The 20,092-nt window shown below is 53.3% G+C and carries 22 protein-coding genes; 14 read left to right on the forward strand and 8 right to left on the reverse strand.

The window, feature by feature from the left end; all coding sequences use genetic code 11:
• The first annotated feature begins 14 nt into the window (after positions 1-14).
• Entirely contained in the window at positions 15-845 is an 831-nt protein-coding gene (locus BQ5361_RS04015) for a type II restriction endonuclease (RefSeq protein ID WP_035473264.1), read from the forward strand.
• A 13-nt stretch (positions 846-858) separates the two neighbouring features.
• Entirely contained in the window at positions 859-1,122 is a 264-nt protein-coding gene (locus BQ5361_RS04020; protein WP_046445286.1) for a hypothetical protein, read from the forward strand.
• Positions 1,123-1,132: 10 nt separating this feature from the next.
• Here the strand turns inward: BQ5361_RS04020 and thiL are convergent, their stop codons facing one another.
• Entirely contained in the window at positions 1,133-2,161 is a 1,029-nt protein-coding gene (thiL, locus tag BQ5361_RS04025; protein ID WP_035473266.1) for a thiamine-phosphate kinase, read from the reverse strand.
• Positions 2,162-2,340: 179 nt separating this feature from the next.
• Between thiL and BQ5361_RS04030 the strand changes: the two genes are divergently transcribed.
• The 3 genes from BQ5361_RS04030 (at position 2,341) to BQ5361_RS04040 (ending at position 4,953) form a co-directional block, all read left to right on the forward strand.
• A complete protein-coding gene (locus tag BQ5361_RS04030) occupies positions 2,341-2,931 on the forward strand; it encodes an adenylate kinase (RefSeq protein WP_022063562.1) in 591 nt (196 codons plus the stop codon).
• Between the two features lie 694 nt (positions 2,932-3,625).
• The gene (locus tag BQ5361_RS04035; RefSeq protein ID WP_022063565.1) at positions 3,626-4,150 is read left to right on the forward strand and encodes a hypothetical protein; all 525 of its coding nucleotides are present in this window, start codon (positions 3,626-3,628) and stop codon (positions 4,148-4,150) included.
• 344 nt (positions 4,151-4,494) lie between these two features.
• The gene (locus BQ5361_RS04040) at positions 4,495-4,953 is read left to right on the forward strand and encodes a hypothetical protein (protein ID WP_071424935.1); all 459 of its coding nucleotides are present in this window, start codon (positions 4,495-4,497) and stop codon (positions 4,951-4,953) included.
• Positions 4,954-5,021: 68 nt separating this feature from the next.
• Here BQ5361_RS04040 and BQ5361_RS04045 read toward each other — a convergent pair whose 3' ends face one another.
• The 3 genes from BQ5361_RS04045 to serC form a co-directional block, all read right to left on the reverse strand.
• Positions 5,022-6,260 carry a DUF1015 domain-containing protein gene (locus BQ5361_RS04045; protein WP_035473270.1) on the reverse strand — a complete coding sequence of 413 codons (1,239 nt, stop codon included), beginning with the start codon at positions 6,258-6,260 and terminating at the stop codon, positions 5,022-5,024.
• Between the two features lie 89 nt (positions 6,261-6,349).
• Entirely contained in the window at positions 6,350-7,276 is a 927-nt protein-coding gene (locus BQ5361_RS04050; RefSeq protein ID WP_035473374.1) for a 3-phosphoglycerate dehydrogenase, read from the reverse strand.
• A gap of 78 nt (positions 7,277-7,354) precedes the next feature.
• Positions 7,355-8,437 (reverse strand): 3-phosphoserine/phosphohydroxythreonine transaminase, encoded by a 1,083-nt coding sequence (serC, locus tag BQ5361_RS04055; RefSeq protein ID WP_035473272.1) that lies wholly within the window; start codon positions 8,435-8,437, stop codon positions 7,355-7,357.
• Between the two features lie 184 nt (positions 8,438-8,621).
• Between serC and BQ5361_RS04060 the strand changes: the two genes are divergently transcribed.
• The 7 genes from BQ5361_RS04060 to BQ5361_RS04090 are packed head-to-tail and all read left to right on the forward strand — an operon-like array spanning position 8,622 to position 13,614.
• Entirely contained in the window at positions 8,622-9,500 is an 879-nt protein-coding gene (locus BQ5361_RS04060; RefSeq protein ID WP_022063570.1) for a YicC/YloC family endoribonuclease, read from the forward strand.
• A gap of 51 nt (positions 9,501-9,551) precedes the next feature.
• On the forward strand, positions 9,552-10,130 hold the full coding sequence (gene gmk / locus BQ5361_RS04065; RefSeq protein ID WP_035473274.1) for a guanylate kinase: 579 nt from the start codon (positions 9,552-9,554) through the stop codon (positions 10,128-10,130).
• A 4-nt stretch (positions 10,131-10,134) separates the two neighbouring features.
• A complete protein-coding gene (gene nadD / locus BQ5361_RS04070) occupies positions 10,135-10,725 on the forward strand; it encodes a nicotinate (nicotinamide) nucleotide adenylyltransferase (RefSeq protein ID WP_035473276.1) in 591 nt (196 codons plus the stop codon).
• On the forward strand, positions 10,704-10,940 hold the full coding sequence (locus tag BQ5361_RS10820) for a hypothetical protein (RefSeq protein ID WP_022063573.1): 237 nt from the start codon (positions 10,704-10,706) through the stop codon (positions 10,938-10,940). Before nadD ends, BQ5361_RS10820 begins: the two co-directional genes overlap by 22 nt.
• Positions 10,941-10,988: 48 nt before the next feature.
• The gene (locus tag BQ5361_RS04080) at positions 10,989-11,981 is read left to right on the forward strand and encodes a D-alanine--D-alanine ligase family protein (protein WP_035473278.1); all 993 of its coding nucleotides are present in this window, start codon (positions 10,989-10,991) and stop codon (positions 11,979-11,981) included.
• A complete protein-coding gene (locus BQ5361_RS04085; RefSeq protein WP_035473378.1) occupies positions 11,978-12,562 on the forward strand; it encodes a DUF3109 family protein in 585 nt (194 codons plus the stop codon). Before BQ5361_RS04080 ends, BQ5361_RS04085 begins: the two co-directional genes overlap by 4 nt.
• Complete coding sequence (locus tag BQ5361_RS04090) at positions 12,559-13,614, forward strand: peptidoglycan DD-metalloendopeptidase family protein (protein WP_035473280.1); 1,056 nt, start codon at positions 12,559-12,561, stop codon at positions 13,612-13,614. Before BQ5361_RS04085 ends, BQ5361_RS04090 begins: the two co-directional genes overlap by 4 nt.
• A gap of 78 nt (positions 13,615-13,692) precedes the next feature.
• Here the strand turns inward: BQ5361_RS04090 and BQ5361_RS04095 are convergent, their stop codons facing one another.
• Entirely contained in the window at positions 13,693-14,673 is a 981-nt protein-coding gene (locus BQ5361_RS04095; RefSeq protein ID WP_022063577.1) for a dihydroorotate dehydrogenase-like protein, read from the reverse strand.
• A 16-nt stretch (positions 14,674-14,689) separates the two neighbouring features.
• A complete protein-coding gene (locus tag BQ5361_RS04100; RefSeq protein WP_035473282.1) occupies positions 14,690-15,358 on the reverse strand; it encodes a YggS family pyridoxal phosphate-dependent enzyme in 669 nt (222 codons plus the stop codon).
• Between the two features lie 89 nt (positions 15,359-15,447).
• Between BQ5361_RS04100 and BQ5361_RS04105 the strand changes: the two genes are divergently transcribed.
• On the forward strand, positions 15,448-17,118 hold the full coding sequence (locus BQ5361_RS04105; protein WP_022063579.1) for a dipeptidase: 1,671 nt from the start codon (positions 15,448-15,450) through the stop codon (positions 17,116-17,118).
• A 122-nt stretch (positions 17,119-17,240) separates the two neighbouring features.
• Positions 17,241-18,635, forward strand: coding sequence for a dihydrolipoyl dehydrogenase (lpdA, locus tag BQ5361_RS04110; RefSeq protein ID WP_022063580.1), 1,395 nt, complete (start codon positions 17,241-17,243; stop codon positions 18,633-18,635).
• A gap of 92 nt (positions 18,636-18,727) precedes the next feature.
• On the opposite strand, the gene BQ5361_RS04115 is transcribed toward lpdA, so the two are convergent.
• Entirely contained in the window at positions 18,728-19,345 is a 618-nt protein-coding gene (locus BQ5361_RS04115; RefSeq protein ID WP_035473284.1) for an NYN domain-containing protein, read from the reverse strand.
• 96 nt (positions 19,346-19,441) lie between these two features.
• Positions 19,442-20,089, reverse strand: coding sequence for an O-methyltransferase (locus BQ5361_RS10530; protein WP_035473286.1), 648 nt, complete (start codon positions 20,087-20,089; stop codon positions 19,442-19,444).
• Between the last annotated feature and the right edge of the window lie 3 nt (positions 20,090-20,092).

Here is a 20,092-nt window from a genome sequence, read left to right on the forward strand (position 1 = left end):
TTTCCCAAATTGTTATGAAAGAACGTTTTGACAAATTCATGTCGGAACTCGTAGAGACCAATGCCCCGTTAAGTTTTTTCTCCGATTTCAAGAAAATAGCCGCGAATGTCGATGCGATAGCCGTCAAACTCAATCAATTGAACTATTTAGTCGGTCAGGAGGATATGGAGCGGGCAATACGCAATCTTTGGAATGAGAATCCTAAAGTATTCAGCGCTTTGGATATTCTGATTGCCGTACGTGCCACAGACAGGAAAAAAACGATCGACAAATACGGAAAGACCCGTTTGGTTGAAGAGTTTTTCCAAACTCCGGAAGGCGTAATCGAATACATCGAAGGGACGGGACTCAAAAAGATACTCCAGAATAAACAAATACATAACTTGGTGGATTATGTCTTTGGCATTGAAACAGGTCTCGATACCAATGCCCGCAAAAATAGAAGCGGATATATTATGGAACAGCGGATAGCCACATTACTTCGTTCGTATGACATTTCTTTCCGACAAGAGGTATATTCGTCTGCATTTCCGGAAATGCAATGTTTGGGAAGCGATTTAAAACGATTCGATTTTGTCATCTCTTCCCATATCAAAACTTATTTGATTGAGGTTAATTTTTATAGTGGGGGTGGTTCCAAACTGAATGAGGTTGCACGTTCCTATTCCGAACTCGCTCCGAAAATCAACCAATTTCCAAACTACGAATTCGTATGGATAACGGATGGAATCGGATGGAAATCGGCGCGTAATAAATTGGAGGAAGCTTTTGCCGTTATTCCAAAAATTTATAATTTAGCAACGGTAACTGATTTTATTACCGGGATAAAAAACGGAACTTTATAATACGACAAACCTTATGCTATGCAATAAAGACCATTCTAGCATTCAGAAGATTATGCAGGAACTTCCTGATGACCAAGGTGGTATCGGACGACATAAATGCGCTGCCTGTGCATATGAACAAGGTTATCAAGATGGCCGCAACCGTATCATGACTATTGATATTGCTCAAGTTGTCGGTAGTTTGAGCGAAAGCCAGGCACAAAATCAAAGACATAAAAGTCCTCACGTCGCCTATATGCGAGGTTACTATGACGGCATTCTGAAGAGCTTCAGCTAGATACCCATAATCATTGTTCCCTGAATCCCGGCGCGGTCAGCGAAAGTTCGCTGCCGTCGGGGGTAACGAGCCTCGTACCGGTCGAGGCAGGTGTGATGTGACCGATGATGTCGATACCTCCTATACCCGCTATTTTGGCCTGCTGGGTCACGGGAACGGTAAAGAGCAGTTCGTTGTCATCGCCTCCGTTGAGGGCAGCCACTACCGGATCGGCATGCAGCTCTTCGGCCATCTTATGAGTTTCCCGGGCTATCGGTATCCTTTCGAGATAGAGTCTGACACCGCATCCGGAATTTTTGCATATCTGCAGCATGTCCGACGCCAGCCCGTCGGAGAGGTCTATCATGGAAGTGGGTACGATACCGGCCGACCGGAGCGAAGCAACAGTATCGGAGGCCGCGGTCGGTTTCAATTGCCTGCGCAGCAGGTATTCATACCCCTCGAACTGGGGCTGGGGAGAATCATTGCCCGCAAAGGCACGCTTCTCCCGTTCGAGCAGGTGAAGTCCCATATAAGCCGCACCCAAGTCGCCCGTAATGCACACGATGTCATTGACACGAGCTCCGCTGCGGTACGCTATTTTGTCCTTATCCACACTCCCTGCCACCGATACGCTGATGGCCAATCCATTCACGGACGCCGTCGTATCGCCTCCCACGAGGTCTATCCGATAGTCTTCGCATGCACTCCGTATTCCCGAATACAGCTCTTCCAGGTCCTCTACCGAAAATTTGGCCGATACGCCGATGCAGACAGTCAGTTGTTCAGGCGTTCCATTCATGGCGTATATGTCGTTGATTCCCACGACGACTGCCTTATAGCCTAAATGTTTCAAAGGGAAATAGACCAGGTCGAAATTGACGCCCTCCAGCAACATGTCCGAGGAGAGCAACAGATAACGTTCTCCGGCATCTATTACAGCGGCATCGTCCCCGGCGCCCAGCACCGTGGATGCGTTACGTATGGGAAACTGGCAGGTAAGCCGCTCTATCAGTCCGAACTCTCCGAGCTCGGCTATCTCCGTTCTTTTCGCAGGCATATTTTTTTGTTTATCGTTTGTTCCGCGGCTGTCCGACCAATTTGTCGGAGCGGCAGCAGGGTGGTATTTGTACTTATTTTCCGGCAGTGCTTTCCACAAAGTTACATTATTTTTGGTTTGGTGGAAAATCTGGTTAATTTTGTCGGCTGTTAATCTGATAACAACCAAAAGTCAACCTTATGATAAACATAGTCTTGTTCGGCCCTCCCGGAGCAGGGAAGGGAACCCAGGCGAAGATGCTGAGTGAGAAGTACGGCTTTAACCACATCTCTACCGGCGAGGTCATCCGAAACGAAATTCAGCGCGGGACGGAACTCGGACTGCAGGTGAAAGAGGTCATCGAGAGCGGCAGGCTCGCGTCGGACGAACTCGTGATAGGTATTATCGAAGAGTACCTTGCGTCGCACGGCGACAGCAAGGGCAATATTTTCGATGGTTTTCCGCGTACCACGCATCAGGCGGAAACGTTTGATGTAATAATGGAAAAACGTTCCGACAAGGTGGATGTGATGATATCGCTCGACGTTCCGGACGAAGAGTTGATTTCCCGGCTTCTCCTGAGGGCGGAGGTCAGCGGCAGGGCGGACGATGCCGACGAAGGAGTCATCCGTAACCGGATAGACGTCTACAAGGCACAGACAGCCGTCGTCGCCGACCATTATGCGCGGCAGGGCAAATATATCCCCATCAACGGGCTCGGCACTATCGAAGAGGTATTCGCCCGCCTTTGCGAGGTTATCGACAGGGTAGTCGCGAAAGAAGTCAGGTAAAAGCCATGGCGTACACGACGCAGGGGGCGCTCCGGAATTTATTTTCGGAGCACCTTTTCGTATTATCACCGCAATAATAGTTATTGCAACTCCGGACCGGAAGTGTTATATTTGTCTACAATGATACGCGCCTGCTGGCGTGAGTACAACTCAACTGACCTAAACCTGCTGTTATGAAACGACTTCTTTTAGTCCTCCTTTTCTCCGGAATCTTCTCCTATGCGGTCGCCCAGTCCGAAGTCTGCCAGCCGCAACTCAAAGCTCTTCCCGACACCGACCAACTGTTGAAAAGGGGAGAATGGAACCATCGGCTTCAGCAACATCGGTATTCCGGTGTACAATGGACTGCCCCATCTGAACGGTGCCTACACCTATCGCGTTGCTTCCTGGCTCGCTCTGGGCGAAGGCGCAGGTCTTCGGGTGGTGATGACAGACATTGCCGTCCAACTGTTCGCAAGAATCCAAACCGAAGTGCCGCAATGGAAAGTATAGCCTTTTCTTATTTTGGACGCAGGGGGTGCAGGCGGCACGTCGGCCGTCGATTTTATAGGTGGGTGCGCGATTCAAACTTCGTAATGGGGATACCATAACATGTCGGTGGCGGAACTTACACGACCGGATACGCTATTGTAACCAACGAATTTTTTCCTTTGCCTCTCTGGCATTTCGGCTATACATTTAACCAACCTGACCAATGAAAAGAAAACTTCTCCTTTTATGCGTTGCAACGCTTCTCGCTCTGGCAGCGACGGGACAGACTCCCGTTCGGCAGAAACCGCCGAGGGGACGCTGGGGTGCGGAAGTGAATACCTACGTAGCTCCATTCATCGACGGCGCAATCTCTGTGGACGGAATCTACAATTATGCGGTCGCCGACTGGTTTATCGTCGGGGCCGGAGCCGGAGTGCTCCACTCCGCCACGAGTTATAGTAACTATACTGCCCTGATGTACGGACGGGCATTTGTACGGCTGCGGTTCGAAGTACCGAAATGGAGAGTTTCCCCCGTTCTTCTCGAGGATTTCAGCCTGGGAGTACTTCTTTCCCGACAAAATTACGATACTTTCTGGCCTGAAAGCAATTTCATCCTCGGAGCCCGGTTTAGGCTGCGCAACGACGACCGGATAACCTTCGGCATCGGCATCCGGAACATATGGGTTTTTCATGGATGTATGCCTTTCGCCACAGGACCGTCCGTTCATTTCGGATATACGTTTTAGGGGGAGTACGGGATTCTTCGTACGGTCGGGAATGCCCGTATTTGCATCGTCCGACAGCAGCGATTGTGGTTCCGTGCGAGGATGGGAGAGAAACAGCTCCGCCCGTACGGAACGCAGTATTTCGGAGGTCAGGTATAAAACAGACGATTGCAAGTGGGAAGCACAGGACACGTCAGGCCATACCACTCTTCTTTGTTCCCCTGCCTTTCGCCGAATCGCTGACGTTTTTTAGTCGCCAAAACTTATATCCCGGTCCCTTCCGCAGTATTTTTATTATTATCGTTGTTTCTTTCTCTCTTTTTACCTACTTTTAATCCCGTTAAATCTCAAAACATATTCGGTATATGGAAGAAAATCTACCTAAATTTGAAAACAGGGAGGAATTGGTCGTAAACAGTGACATGGCAATCGATTTGAGAAAAGCGATGTCGTGGGCGAAATTTCTCTCCATCATGATGTTTATCGGAACAGGCATGATGTTCCTTCTGTCAATTGTTTGTTTCGCCGTTGACCCGAGCACTTGGTTCGACAACGACATGGAGCCAGGTGCGGGCGGTATCTTGGGTGGCGGCTATCTGGCAGTGACCGTCATCTACTTTTTCCTTTCCTACTTCATGTATATGTTCTCGGTCAAGATTAAACGAGCCATTGCCGACGGGGATAAAGCGGCGTTCGGCAGCGGTATCCGGAACATGAAATACTATTTCCAACTCGGCGGTATTCTGACCATCGTAGCGCTCGGTCTCGTCGTGCTCCTGATAATTCTGGGTCTGATAGGCATGGCCGCATTCCTGTCGATGTAACATCTCCGAATTAAAAAACGAGCGGGGCCCCTACAAGAGGTCCCGCTTGCTTTTTGGTCGTCCGCCATTTAGAATTCGTGTATCACAATGCCGGAACGGAGTTTCGGTTCGAACCACGTCGTCTTCGGAGGCATGATGTTCCCGCTGTCGGCAATGTCGATGAGCTGCTGCATGGAAACGGGGTAGAGGGCGAAAGCCACCTTCATCTCACCGCTGTCCACACGACGCTGGAGCTCGCCGAGCCCGCGGATACCACCTACGAAATCTATCCTCTTGTCGGTACGCAGGTCCTTAATGCCGAGGATATTATCGAGAACGAGATTGGAGAGTACCGTCACGTCGAGTACGCCGATAGGATCTGCATCGTTGTACGTTCCCGCCTTGGCCGTCAGGCTGTACCATTTGCCGTCGAGATACATGCCGAAATTGTGGAGCTTGTTGGGCTTGTAAATCTCCTTGCCCATCTCCTTCACGTCGAAATCCTTCTTCAACGCATCGAGGAACTGTGCCGGAGTAAGGCCGTTCAGGTCTTTTACCACGCGGTTGTAATCGATGATGTTGAGCTGGTTGGCCGGGAAGAGCACGGCGAGGAAATAGTTGTACTCCTCTTCGCCCGTATGGTGCGGATTGGCTTTCATCCGCTCTTGGCCCACACGCGCAGCGGCAGCGGTACGGTGATGACCGTCAGCTACATAAAGTGCCGGAACGCCTTCGAATATCTTGGTGATACGGTCGATAACGGCTTTGTCGCTGATTATCCACATCTGGTGACGCACGTCGTCGGCCGAAGTAAAGTCGTATTCGGCAGGCTGATTCTTGACCGTAGCGGCTACGATGTCGTCTATCTCCTTGATATCGGGGTAGGCGAAGAACACCGGCTCCATGTTGGCGCTCTGGATGTTCACATGTATCATACGGTCTTCCTCCTTCTCCGTGCGGGTCAGCTCGTGTTTCTTAATCTTGCCGTCGATGTAATCCATGAAATTGGAAGCCACAGCAAGACCGTACTGCGTTTTGCCGTTCATCGTCTGGGCATAGATGTAGTAGTGCTCCTCGTTGTCCTTCACGAGCCAGCCTTTCTCTTTCCAGAGTTTGAAGTTCTCAACCGCCTTGTCATACACCTTCTTGTCGTGCTCGTCGGCAATCGGGTCGAAATCTATCTCGGGCTTGATGATGTGAAGCAGCGAACGTTCCGTCGCTTCTGCCTTGGCCTCTTTCGAGTTGAGTACGTCGTAGGGACGCGAAGCCACCTCCGCCGCATACTGCTTGGGCGGACGAGTGCCTTTAAAAGGTTTTATCTTTACCATTGTGTCTAATTTTAAATGATTCCGTATCGGATACAGTAAAGACCGGCACCACTGTTTCCACAATGTATGCCGGTCCCTTATTCAATCGTTTACCACTTGTTGACCTGGAACCGGTTCTCGCCCTTGGTGAAGAAAGCGACAATCTGGTTCGCGGCTGCCAGAGCGGCATTGACATTGGCTTCCTGAGTTTCGGCGCCCATCTTCTTCGGTGTAGCGAATACGCGGTTGCCGAACTTCTCGTTGAGAACTACCTGCATGTCTGCGGCGATGTCGGTCACATACTTGAGGTCGGTCCTCTCTGCGAGCACTTTTGCCAGGCCCTCTTCGTCGATAACCTCCTTGCGGGCGGTATTGACTATCGTGGCACCTTTCGGCATCTTGCTAAGCAGGTCGTAATTGATGGACTTCTTTGTTTGTTCGGTAGCGGGAATGTGTACCGAAACATAGTCGCACTTCGAGTAGAGCTCCTCTACGGAACCTACCGGAATGACGCCGTCCTTCTCATACACTGCCTTGTCGGTGATGAATGGGTCATAGGCATATACCTCCATACCGAAGCCCTTGCCGTAGCGGGCAACGAGTTTACCCACATTGCCGTAGGCGTGGATACCGAGGCGTTTGCCGTGGATTTCGGTTCCCGTACCCGGAGTGAACTTGTTGCGGGCCATGAATATCATCAGACCGATGGCGAGTTCTGCAACGGCGTTGGAGTTCTGCCCGGGCGTATTCATTACGACAATCTTGCGGGCCGTAGCGGCTGCAAGGTCCACGTTATCGTATCCAGCACCTGCACGAACGACGATTTTGAGGTTCTTGGCTGCTTCGATTACCTCTGCGGTAATCTTGTCGCTGCGGATGATGATGGCATCCACGTCAGCAACCGCCTTGAGGAGTTCGCTCTTGTCGGTATACTTTTCAAGTACGACCAGCTCGTAACCGGCTTTTTCCACTATCTCCCTGATGCCGTCCGACGCAACTTTGGCGAACGGCTTCTCGGTAGCAAGTAATACTTTCATTTCGAAATCGTTTAACGAATAGAAATCAATACTGTTTTCCTGTTTCTTAGGCTTGTATGTCACGAAATAGCCCACGGCCTACTTGTGCATTTTCTCGAACTCCTGCATGCATGCTACCAGCGCCCCTACGCTTTCAAGCGGGCATGCGTTGTAGATGGAAGCCCTGAAGCCGCCCACCGAACGGTGTCCCTTGATACCTACCATGCCCTTCTCCTTGGCAAATGCCATGAATTCGCCTTCGAGCGCCTCGTGGCCCGGAGCCATTACGAAGCATACGTTCATGAGCGAACGGTCTTCCTTCACGGCGGTACCTACGAAGAGGGAGTTGCGGTCGATTTCGTTGTAAAGAAGCTCTGCTTTTTTCTTGTTGCGCTTGTACATCTCCTCTACGCCACCGAGTTCCTTCACCCACTTGAGGGTCTCGTGCATTACGAAAATCGGGAATACGGGCGGGGTGTTGAACATCGAGTTGTTCCTCGGTTCGTCGCCTATATGGGTGCGGTAATCGACCATCGTCTGGAGGTTGCGGCCGGTCTGACCGAGCAGGTCCTTGCGGACGATAACGAAAGTCACGCCGGCAGGACCCACGTTCTTTTGCGCACCGCCGTAGATGAGACCGTATTTCTTAACATCTACCGGACGGCTCATGATATCCGACGACATGTCTGCAACGAGCGTTACGGGCGAGTCGATATCCTCGTGTATCTCGGTACCGTAAATGGTGTTGTTGGTGGTGATGTGGAAATAATCCGCATCCGTCGGTATCTTGTATCCCTTCGGAATGTAGGTATAGTTCTTGTCCTCGGAAGAGGCCACTATCTCCACTTCGCCGTAGAACTTCGCCTCTTTGGCCGCTTTCTTAGCCCATACACCGGTCTGGAGGTAAGCGGCTTTCTTCTTCATGAGGTTGGCCGGCACTTCGAAGAACTGGGTGGATGCACCGCCGCCGAGGAAGAGGACTGCATAGTCGTCCGGAATATTGAGGAGGTCCCTCCAAAGCTGTTCGGTCTCAGCCATTACACGTTCCCAACCCGGGGTACGGTGCGAGATTTCCAGAATACCGATGCCCGTGTTGTCGAAATCACGGATAGCCTCGATTGCGGATTCTATCGCCTGTTTCGGCAATACGCAAGGTCCCGCGTTAAAATTGTGCTTCTTCATGATGCTAAATCTTTTAATTTGTTAGTTGTATTGAGGATTTTGATTCCGAATTATCGCTTTGTTTTGCAAAGATATGAATAGTTTCTGATTCCGCAACCGATTCCCGGCAATAATTTACCGACGGGCGGAAGTGTTGTACAATCTCTCCATTTTACCTTATCTTTGTATCTCAAAACGCTTTTCTATGATAAAATCGATGACCGGCTACGGCAAGGCGGAAGCCGTGGAAGGAAAGAGGAAAATCACGGTGGAGATACGCTCGCTCAACAGCAAGCAGCTCGATATGTCCGTCAGGATACCGCAGGCTTACAGACCGCTGGAGTATGAGGTGAGGAACCGCATCGGGAAAGCCGTGCAGCGCGGCAAGGTCGATGTATATATCAATGTAGAAACCGATACCGCAGCCATTCCCGTCAACGTGAACAGGGAACTGTTCATGGCCTATTATTCCGTACTGAAAGAGCTCGGTTCCGGAATGGAGGAGAAGGGCAGGGGAATGGACCCTGTCCTGATGACCGCCATCCTGAAGATGCCGGAGGTCGTAACCAGCGAAACGGAAGAAATATCCGACGGGGAGCGTACCGCATTGTTCGATGCCGTGGACGAAGCGTTGGCGGCTTTCGATGCGTTCCGCACGCAGGAGGGGCAGACGCTCATTGCCGACCTGCTGGCCCGTATCGGCAAAATAGAGGCGTACAGGAAGAGCATCGAACCTTTCGAAGCCCGCCGCATCGGTGTCATCAAGGAACGGATACGCGAAAACATCGCCTCCCTGGGCGTTCCTGTCGATGCGAACCGGCTTGAACAGGAGATGATATTCTATGTCGAGAAACTGGACATCACCGAGGAGAAGGTACGCCTGGACAACCACTGCCGTTATTTCCGTGAAGTCGCCTCGGAGGAGGAGAACGTGGGCCGGAAACTCGGATTCATCGCCCAGGAGATGGGACGGGAGATAAACACGCTCGGCTCGAAAGCAAACGACAGCGACATGCAGAAAACGGTCGTCATGATGAAAGACGAGCTGGAAAAGATAAAGGAACAGGTATTGAATATCCTCTGACGTCCGTCGGGAAATACGGCATCAGGGGAACGAACGATTCGACAAGATAATATGGCTGACGGAAAGAGCGGCAAGCTCATCATATTCTCAGCCCCGTCCGGGGCCGGCAAGACAACGATAGTCCATGCGCTGACGGAACGTTTTCCCCGCCTGGAGTTCTCTATTTCAGCTACTTCGCGGCAACCTCGGCACAACGAGCAGCACGGCCGCGACTACTATTTCCTCTCGGCCGAGGAATTTCGGAAAGCCTGTGAAGAGGAACGGTTCGTAGAGTGGGAGGAGGTCTATGCCGGGACACGGTACGGAACGCTCAAGTCCGAGATGGAACGCATCTGGCGGAAAGGCAATATCATTCTGTTCGACGTGGATGTCATGGGCGGGATAAGGCTCAAGTCGATTTTCGGCGCGAACGCCCTCTCCATCTTCGTCATGCCGCCCTCTGTCGCCGCACTGCGCGAACGGCTGACGGGACGGGGTACCGATTCACCGGAAACCATCGAGAAACGGATAGCCAAAGCAGAACAGGAAATTTCATATGCCGACCGTTTCGATTACGTCGTCATCAACGACGACCTGCAACAGGCGATAGTAGAGGTGGAAACCCTCGTCGCGAAGTTCATAAAGGAGTAGCCGCATGCATTCCGTCATTCTCTATTTCGGTTCGTTCAATCCCGTTCACAAGGGACACATGGCCGTTGCGGAATGGATACTGGAACAGGGGCTGTGCAATGAGGTGTGGTTTGTCGTTTCGCCGCAGAATCCGCTGAAACGAGACGGTTCGCTTATCGGCGAAGAGGAGCGGCTGGCCATGGTACGGCTTGCGGCGGCAGCATCGCGTTATTCGCGGAGAATGAGGGCGTGCGACGTGGAATTCTCGCTCCCGCGTCCCTCTTATACCGTCGATACGCTGTCGGTACTGACCGAACGTTATCCGGACACGACATTCTCCCTGCTGGTGGGAAGCGACATTCCCGGCCAGATAACGCAATGGAAGGAGTGGAGGAAACTGCTGGACAATTATAAAATATATGTATATCCGCGGAGGGGATATCCGGCTCCTGCGGCGGATTGCGGATTCACCGTACTCGAAGGCGCCCCTTTCGAAGATTACTCCTCGACAGAGGTAAGGACTGCGCTGACGGAGGGCGGCGGAGACGATATGGTTCCGGATGTAGTCAAAGAGTATATCAAAACACAGGGATTATGGAACACAGGCAAGAGATAGAGCGGCTGACGGCTGCAATAGAGGCTTCGCCCGAGGATATGACGCTGTATGCCGAACGCGGCAAGATACACTTCCGTGCCCACGATTTCGGAAGCGCACTGAACGATTTCAACCGGGTACTGCTCGCCGAAGAGCACAACGAAGAAATAAGACAGTATGTCAAAATGATAAACGAGATACTGGAGTTTCGTTACAATGATATTTACAACCCCTGATTCAGCAGGGAAAGACAGCGACAGGCCGTCGTTTCAGAGACTCTTCCGATGAAAAAATTAAATATAGCCCTGCTTGCGGGTGGGAACTCCTCCGAAAGGGAGGTAGCGCTGGCAAGCGCCGCAATGATACTCGATGCTTTCGACCGCAGTCGATATAATGTCATTCCAGTCGATGTCCACGGTTTACACTGGACCTGTAAGGGGGCCGGGGACCGGAAGGTCGAAGTGGACAAGACGGACTTCTCCGTTCCGGTCGGCGACGGCAAGATACGGTTCGACTATGCTTTCATCATGATACACGGTACGCCCGGCGAAGACGGCAAGTTGCAGGGATATCTGGAGATGATGGGTATTCCGTACTCCACATCGGGTTTCGTCTCCTCGGTGGAGACGTTCGACAAGACACTCTGCAAACGCATCGTGTCAGAAATCGACGGTTTGTGTCTTGCCCGCGAAGTCCTGCTGCGCCGGGGCGACCGGGTGGATGCCGATGCGATAGCCGCCCGGCTCGGACTGCCCGTCTTCGTAAAGCCGAATGCCAGCGGAAGCAGTTGTGGAGTAACCAAAGTAAAGAGCGTTGCCGACATGGTCCCCGCAATCGAACGCGCCTTCACCGAAAGCGACGCTGTGCTCATCGAGGAGTTCATCGAGGGGAGGGAGTTCGGCTGCGGCGTCTGGATAACTGCCGACGGAATCCGGGCGCTTCCCGTAACGGAAATCAAGTCGCACAAAGAGTTTTTCGATTACGAGGCGAAATATACCGCGGGGATGTCGGACGAAATCACGCCGGCGGAGATTCCCGCCGCAGCAACGGTCCGGATACAGCGGCTCGCCGAAGCGGCGGCCAAGGCATGCAACTGCCGCGGAATCGTACGCGTGGACTTCATCATGACTCCCACCGGGGATATATATATGGTGGAAATCAACTCCGTCCCCGGCATGAGCGGCGGAAGCATCGTACCCAAACAGATAGCCGCGGCAGGCCTGAACATGACGGAGGTGATAAACGCCGTTATCGAAGATACCCTATGCAGGCGCTGATAGAGATAGAGGAACGGATAGTCGTCACCGACATCCTGACCGAACGGTTCTGCTGCGACCTTGCAGCCTGCCGGGGCATGTGCTGCGTGGAGGGCAATGCCGGCGCTCCGCTCGAAAAGGAGGAACTCGCCGTTCTGGAGAGAGAATACGAGCGGTTCAGTCCCTACATGACCGAAGAGGGCAGACAGGCGGTCGCGCAACAGGGGTTTTTCGTGATAGATGGGGACGGGGACTATACCACGCCCCTGATAGGGGATGCCGACTGCGCCTATGCCTGCCGGGAAAACGGCACGACTCTCTGCGCCATCGAAAAGGCATGGCACGAAGGCCGTACCGCTTTTCGCAAACCGGTCTCATGCCATCTCTATCCGATACGCGTCACGAAGTTCAGCGACGGCAGCGAAGGACTGCACTACCACCGTTGGGATATCTGTGCACCGGCTCGTCGATACGGCAGGAAAACGGGAATACGCGTCTATGAGTCGCTCCGGGAACCCATCATCCGGAAATTCGGCGCCGAATTCTACAAAGAGCTGGATGCAGCGGCCAAATACATGGAGAAAGAATATCGAACAGAATGAAACGCAACACTTCCGCCGCCAAAGCGATAGTCTGTACCGTCGTATTGTGGACCATCCCCCTTTTGCTCGCCGCACAGCGCAGTGTCCCGAAACTCGAAGACTTGCCTCGCCGGGCGATAGATACGCTCGATACGGACGACAGCAATATCAAAATAGTGATATTCACGAACAATACCTGGTGTTACTACTATCCCGACCTGAACGAAAGAATGGACAGGGAGGTCTATCGGGAACATTGGGTGAACGACCGGGTTTTCGCCTATACGGACATCCAGCTCAAAGAGCTGCCGCCGGTTATCGACCTGCAGCTCATTGACCGGTACGGGGATTTCCACGCCCCGGCTATAGGCAAAGTCTTCTCGAAATACGGTACCCGCGGCCGGCGGCGGCATCAGGGAGTGGATATCCCCCTCTCCGTCGGCGAACCGATATACGCCGCTTTCAACGGCAAAGTGCGCTATGCCCGGTACAATACCGGCGGTTACGGCAATCTGGTCATCATCCGCCACGAAAACGGGCTGGAAACCTGGTATGCCCACCTGACACGTTGCAACGTGGCGCAGGACGATTATGTGACGGCCGGTACGGTTATCGGCTTCTGCGGCAATACGGGCCGCAGCCGCGGGGCGCACCTCCATTTCGAGATGCGGTATTGCGACCAGGCGTTCGACCCGGAACATCTCATCGACTTCTCCACGGGCGACCTCCGTTATCAGACTTTCGCCCTCGACCGTTCGTTCTTCAGCATCTATTCACGGGCCTCTGAAACACTGGAAGAGGAGGACGATTACGATGAATCCCTGCTCGCCGTACACTCTCCGGACGGGGAACTCACCTCCGAAGACATTCTGGAGAACATCGAATCCACCACACAGGCCGCCATCAAACAGGAGCAGGCAAAAACCGACCCTCTGTACCATACCATCCGGCGCGGCGATTATCTCGGCAAAATAGCCAGACAGTACGGTACGACCGTCAAGAGGCTTTGCCAGCTGAACAACATTTCGGAAGATGCCATCATCCGGGAAGGACGCAAACTACGCGTGCGATAAAGTACGGAACAGGAATTCACAAAAAAGGGAGCGCGGTTACGGACCTACCACGCTCCCTTTATTTTATTCCAGAATGATTCAAATCTCCGCCGGGAAAGTCTTCATATACTGTACGCGTTCGAGCAGCGGGTCGCCGGGGCGCTCTTTCCGGTTCATCAGTCCGCGGAAGTCGTCCACGGTTCCGAAGCCGTTGCGCTCCATCCATCCGGTCAGGAAAGCGTCGATATCACCGATAACCTGCATACCGTTTATAAGCAGGGTACTGCAAAGCTGTACGGTACGGGCACCGGCAAGTATCGCCTTGACGGTATCCGCTCCGCTGTGCACGCCAGTGGAGACCGATATGTCCATACCGGGAATTTCGGCCGTTGCGATGGCTACGTCGCGCAGGGATTTATGCAACTCGGCCGGAGTGCTGAGCCCGCTGGCCGGAACATACTCCATGCTATCGATATCGATATCGGGTTCGAAAAACCGGTTGTAGAGGACAGCTCCCCGGACACCGCGGTTGAACGAAGCCTGCATCATGTGGAAAATATTCGTGAAACGCATGCTGAACTTGACCGACACGGGAATATCCACCGACCGCGTAACGGCCTCTATGATACCGAGGTAACGCGACTCTATCTCCGCCGATGCCTGCGTCTCGTTATCGGGCATGAAGAAAATGTTCAGCTCCAGTCCGTCTGCACCGGCACACGCTATCTTTCCGGCATACTCCACCCATTTGCCTTTGCTCATGCAGTTGATGCTGGCAATGACGGGAAGGTCGGTCTTTCGCTTGACCTCCGATATCAGGTCGATAAACCCTTTCATATAATCGGCCCCGAGATAAGCATGGAGGTAATCGGCCGCCTCCGGAGAGTCGTTGCCATAACGCGCCATCATGGCCGCTTCGCCGGATATCTGCTCCTCGAAAATGGATTTCAGCACCACCGCACCGATGCCGTTGCGGGCAAGCTCCTCGATGTGAGCGGCCGTTGCCGTCAGCGGAGAACTGCTTGCTATCAAGGGGTTCTTCAGCCTGAGCCCCATGTATTTTACCGAAAGGTCTGTCATAATCGCTATCGTTTATTTATTTCCTATAATCCCGCTCTCCGAATATCCTGCTGCCTATGCGTACCATGGTGGCACCGCACTCCACGGCAATGGGATAGTCGTGCGTCATTCCCATGGACAGCGTATCGAACCCGGCTCCGAAGTAGGCTTCCCGAAATTCACGGAACAACCCGTGTACTGCAGTAAATTCGGCCCGTATCCGTGCATCGTCATCCGTTTGCGACGCCACGGCCATCAAGCCCCGGATGCGTACGTTTCCATATGTCCGCCATGCCCCTCCGGCCAGGTAGCTGCGCAGCTCCTCCGGTGCCCATCCGCTCTTGGTCTCCTCCATGGCAACGTGCACCTCAAAGAGGACATCGATGGTCCGGTCGTTCCTGGCGGCTTCGCGGTCTATCACGGCCAGCAACCTGTCCGAATCGACCGAATGGATGAGCTCCACGAAGGGAGCGATGTACTTCACCTTATTGGTCTGCAAATGTCCTATCATGTGCCACCGTATGTCGGGCGGTAAAAGGGGATACTTCTCCCTGAGTTCCTGCGGACGGTTCTCGCCGAATATCCGCTGGCCGGCATCGTACGCCTCGCGTATCATCTCTGCCGGATGGGTTTTGGAGACGGCCACCAGCGTGACGTCCTCCGGAATGGAGGTCTTAACCTCCTGTAATCTTTCTGTCAGTGACATCGCTATTTTTATGTTAAGACAAAAATACGCATAATTTTCATATATTTGCTTTCCGTGTCGATACGGACAATCAATTAATACGCTATAAAATGAGAAAATTCTTTTTGGCAGCCGGACTACTTGCGACCATAGGGGTGGGAACCGCTGCCGCATGTACCAATTTCATCATCACGAAAGGAGCATCCACGGACGGTTCGGCCATGGTAAGTTATGCCGCCGATTCGCACCAGCTCTACGGGGCGCTGTACAAATACGATGCCCCGCGCAAGGGCTACAGGCCGGGAACCATGATGCCCGTCTATGAATGGGATACGGGCCGCTACCTCGGAGACATTCCGCAAGCCGCGCACACCTACTCCACGGTAGGCAACATGAACGACCGTCAGTTGATTATCGCTGAGACTACCTATGGCGGCCGTCCGGAACTGGCAGACCCCGATGGCGGCATCGACTACGGTTCGCTCATCTACATCACGCTCCAGCGGGCTGCTACGGCGCGGGAGGCCATCGCCACCATCGTGGAGCTGGCCAATACGTACGGTTACGCCTCCAGCGGCGAATCGTTCTCGATAGTGGACAAGGAAGAGGCGTGGATTTTCGAGATGATAGGCAAGGGGAGCAAAATCGTGGAGGGTCGGAACGTCAACAAAGGCATCGTCTGGGTAGCCCGCCGTATCCCCGACGGTTACATCTGTGCGCATGCCAACCAGGCCCGCATCACGCAGTTCCCGCTTGACGACCCAGAGAATTGTCTTTATGCCCCGGATGTCATTTCGTTCGCCCGCGAGATGGGATATTACGACGGCAGCGACGAGGATTTCAGCTTCAGCGACGTGTACGCGCCGCTCGAATTCGGAACGATGCGCGGCTGCGAAGCCCGCGTATGGTCGTTCTTCCGTACGTTCGCCCCGGGCATGGACGCTTACCTGGATTATGCGATGGGATACAATCCCGAAAATCGCATGCCCCTGTGGGTGAAACCCTCGAAGAAGATTTCGCCCAAGGAGGTGTTCGACGCCATGCGCGACCATTTCGAGGGTACTCCGATGGACATGACCGCCGACATCGGTGCAGGCGGCAGCGCATGTCCCTACCGCTGGCGGCCCATGGAGTGGGAGTGGGAAGGAGAGACCTATGTGAACGAACGTGCGACCGCAACGCAGCAGACCGGTTTCTGGTTCGTGGCGCAGGCCCGCAGCTATCTGCCCGATGCGATAGGGGGCGTACTCTGGTTCGGTGTGGACGATGCTGCCACTTCGGCGCTGACACCGATATACTGCGGGACGACCGAAGTCCCTCCCTGTTTCAGCGAAGAGAACGGCAGTCTGCTGGAGTACTCCGACACGGCGGCGTTCTGGATTTTCAACCGTGTGGCACAGTTCGCCTACCTGCGGTACAATGTAATCGGCAAGGCTGTCCGCGAGAACGTGGACGCATGGGAGAATGAAATGCTGCTCAAGGTACAGGAGTTCGACGAAAAGGTGATGCACAGCAATATGTCGCATAACCGAATGATACGCGAAGCCACGAGATTTTCCGTCGAGAACGCACAACGGCTGTTCGACCGATGGAAGACACTGGACAGATACCTGATGGTTAAATATATCGACGGTAACGTGAAGGTGGAGAACGCCGACGGTTTCGTAACCAACGGTTACAGCGACAAGATACCCGAAACACCCGAATGGCCCGGTTATACGGACGAATGGAAGGAAGCGGTCGTCCGGGACCACGGCGACGTGCTGCGCGTAGTGGAATAAAAGCAGCCGGCCGCGGAAGGAATCCGGGGCTTATTTGTTAAATTTGCGGCCTGGCCGGAGCCCGCTCCGTTCGGGCCGCAGGTTTGAAAGAAAATGGATAATCACATTAAAACAAACAAGAAATGAAATACGATGTTGTCGTAATAGGCAGCGGCCCCGGAGGATATGTGGCCGCGATAAAGGCCGCGCAGAACGGCCTGAAAACCGCCGTAGTGGAAAAAGCCGAATTGGGCGGCGTCTGCCTGAACTGGGGTTGCATTCCCACCAAAGCCCTTCTGAAAAGCGCTCAGGTGTACAATTATGCCAAACACGCGGCCGGTTACGGTATCGAGATAAACGGAGAGATAACCGCCCCGCTCGACAAAATCGTCGAACGCAGCAGGGGAGTGGCCGATACGATGAGCAAGGGCGTATCGTTCCTGATGAAGAAGAACGGAATCGAGGTCATCAACGGCCGCGGACGGCTCGGCGGGAAAGGTACGGTCGAGGTGGAAGGAACCGACGGTACGAAACAGACCGTAGAGGCTTCCCACATCATACTGGCGACCGGTTCCCGTCCGCGCGAGATGAAGTTCATGCCTATCGACGGCCGGAAAATCATCTCCTCCAAAGAGGCTCTCGTCCTCAGGGAACTTCCCGAAAGCATGGCCGTAGTCGGTTCGGGTGCCATCGGCTGCGAGTTCGCCTATTTCTATGCCTCGCTCGGAGTGAAGGTAACGGTTATCGAATACCTGCCGCAACTGCTTCCGGCCGCCGATACCGACGTCAGCAAAGCGCTCGAACGCGCCTTCCGGAAGATGAAGATAGGCGTCATGACCGGTACTACGGTGAAAGACGTGACGGTAAACGGCGACGGAAAATGCGAACTCCGCATCGAAGGGAAAAAAGGCGAAGAGATACTTACGGCCGACATCGTCCTTTCGGCAGTCGGCATCAAGTCGAACCTCGAAGGACTCGGTCTCGAAGAGGCGGGCATCACGCTCCAGGGTGACAAAATAACAGTAGACGACTTCTACCGTACGAATGTCGAAGGCGTATATGCCATCGGCGACATCGTTCACGGCCCCGCACTGGCGCATGTGGCCTCTGCCGAAGCCATCTGCTGCGTGGAAAAGATATGCGGTCACGCTCCCGCCCCGATAGATTATACCACCATTCCGTCATGTGTCTACACTACGCCGGAAATCGCCATGGTCGGGCTGACGGAGAAACAGGCCATCGAAGGCGGTTACGAAATCAAAGTCGGACAGTTCCCCTATACGGCTTCCGGAAAGGCAACGGCCGCAGGCGACCGAGACGGGTTTGTCAAGTTGATTTTCGATGCGAAAACCGACCGACTGCTGGGCGCCCACATGATGGGGGCCAATGTAACGGAGATGCTCGCCGAACCCACGTTGGCGAAAGCGCTGGGAGCGACGGCGCACCAGATAGCCGCGACGGTACATCCGCACCCCACAATGAGCGAAGCCGTTATGGAAGCTGCGGAAGCCGCCCTCGGCCATGCGGTACACCTGTAACAGGGCGTCCACCGGCAAACCGCCACGGCAGTAAAGCGTCGATAGTGAAAAAGGCAGGCCCTGGGGCCTGCCTTTTTCACTACGATAACAAATTACTTCAATTCGAAATCACAACTCTGGATGAGTTCATCTTTCACTTTAAGGCCCATGTGGTTGAGATATACCTGTATTCCCTCTCTTTTTGCAAATTCAATCGGGTCTATGAAATCGGAATCCCCGCCTATGATAGCGATTTTATCTACAACCTTATGGGTCGCTATCCAAACCATATCCATTCCGACCTTGATATCCACACCCTTTTGCTTGAAAGATGGACGATACCCGGTCAAAATGCCGTTATCATCAATCTTAGGCTGCCATCCGGCAAAAGACAACATTCCCAACCGCAGACAGAATTTATCGGTTCGGGCAAGTTCGTTTAACAAATCGGTCTTCGCGACATACGACTTCGATAGCGTAAAATCGTACTCTTCCCCTTGCGGGTTTGTCTTTTTACCGCTGAACGGCCGGGCGTCATAGAAATAGACGCGAAACAATACGTCCTTAATATTTTCCGAATCGGTAAGGGTTTTCGCCCGAATCAATCGCATCGTATTCTCCACTTCCTGCTTCACATGGTCTGCCGTCGGAAGCATACCGTTGACTCTGTTCTTATTAACGGCATCGAAAAAACCACCGTCCACCAGAATCGCTATCTTCATTATCTCCATATAGATTACCGAATAAGTCCGGCAAATTACCGGAAAAGAAACTGATTTATTAATTTATTGAATTAATTATACCTTTTCCGTTATCCCGAGCATGCATTATTTCACCCGAATCAGGTTCAGACCGTCACGCAGGGGGAGTACTACATTTTCCACCCGGTCGTCTTCCCTGACCATCCGATTGAATTCCCGTATCGCCATGGTATGGGGGTCGCGGTACTGCTCCGGTTCGGCCACCTTCCCGTACCACAGGATGTTGTCGGCGATGAGGTAACTGCCGGAACGGACCAGCGGCACCGTCCGCCCTTCGTCCATCAGCATACGGTAATAGGCCGGATATTCGCGCTTGTCGCCATCGATAAAGACCAAATCGTAAGTTTCGTTCAGAGAGGGCATCACCGCGAAAGCACTGCCGATATGCAGGCGGATTCGGTCACCGTATCCGCTGCGCTCCACGAACGAACGTATCAGCTCCTCCTGTTCGTCGTCCGCTTCTATCGTATCGAGTATCGCTCCGGCCTCCATGCCAGTGGCCATGGAGAGCGCCGAATATCCCGTAAACGTACCTATTTCGAGTACCCGGTGCGGACGCAGCATTCTGACAAGCATACCGAGGAATCGCCCCTGTATTTGTCCCGAGAGCATCTGGGGATGAACAGCCCGCTGATTTGTGGTCCGTGTCAGTTCCTCCATCAATGCGTCCTCGGGCGACGACATTTCGTGTATATAACGTTCCAAACGTTCCATCCG

The organism is Tidjanibacter massiliensis, assembly GCF_900104605.1.
In the GTDB taxonomy this organism is placed as follows: Bacteria; Bacteroidota; Bacteroidia; order Bacteroidales; family Rikenellaceae; genus Tidjanibacter; species Tidjanibacter inops.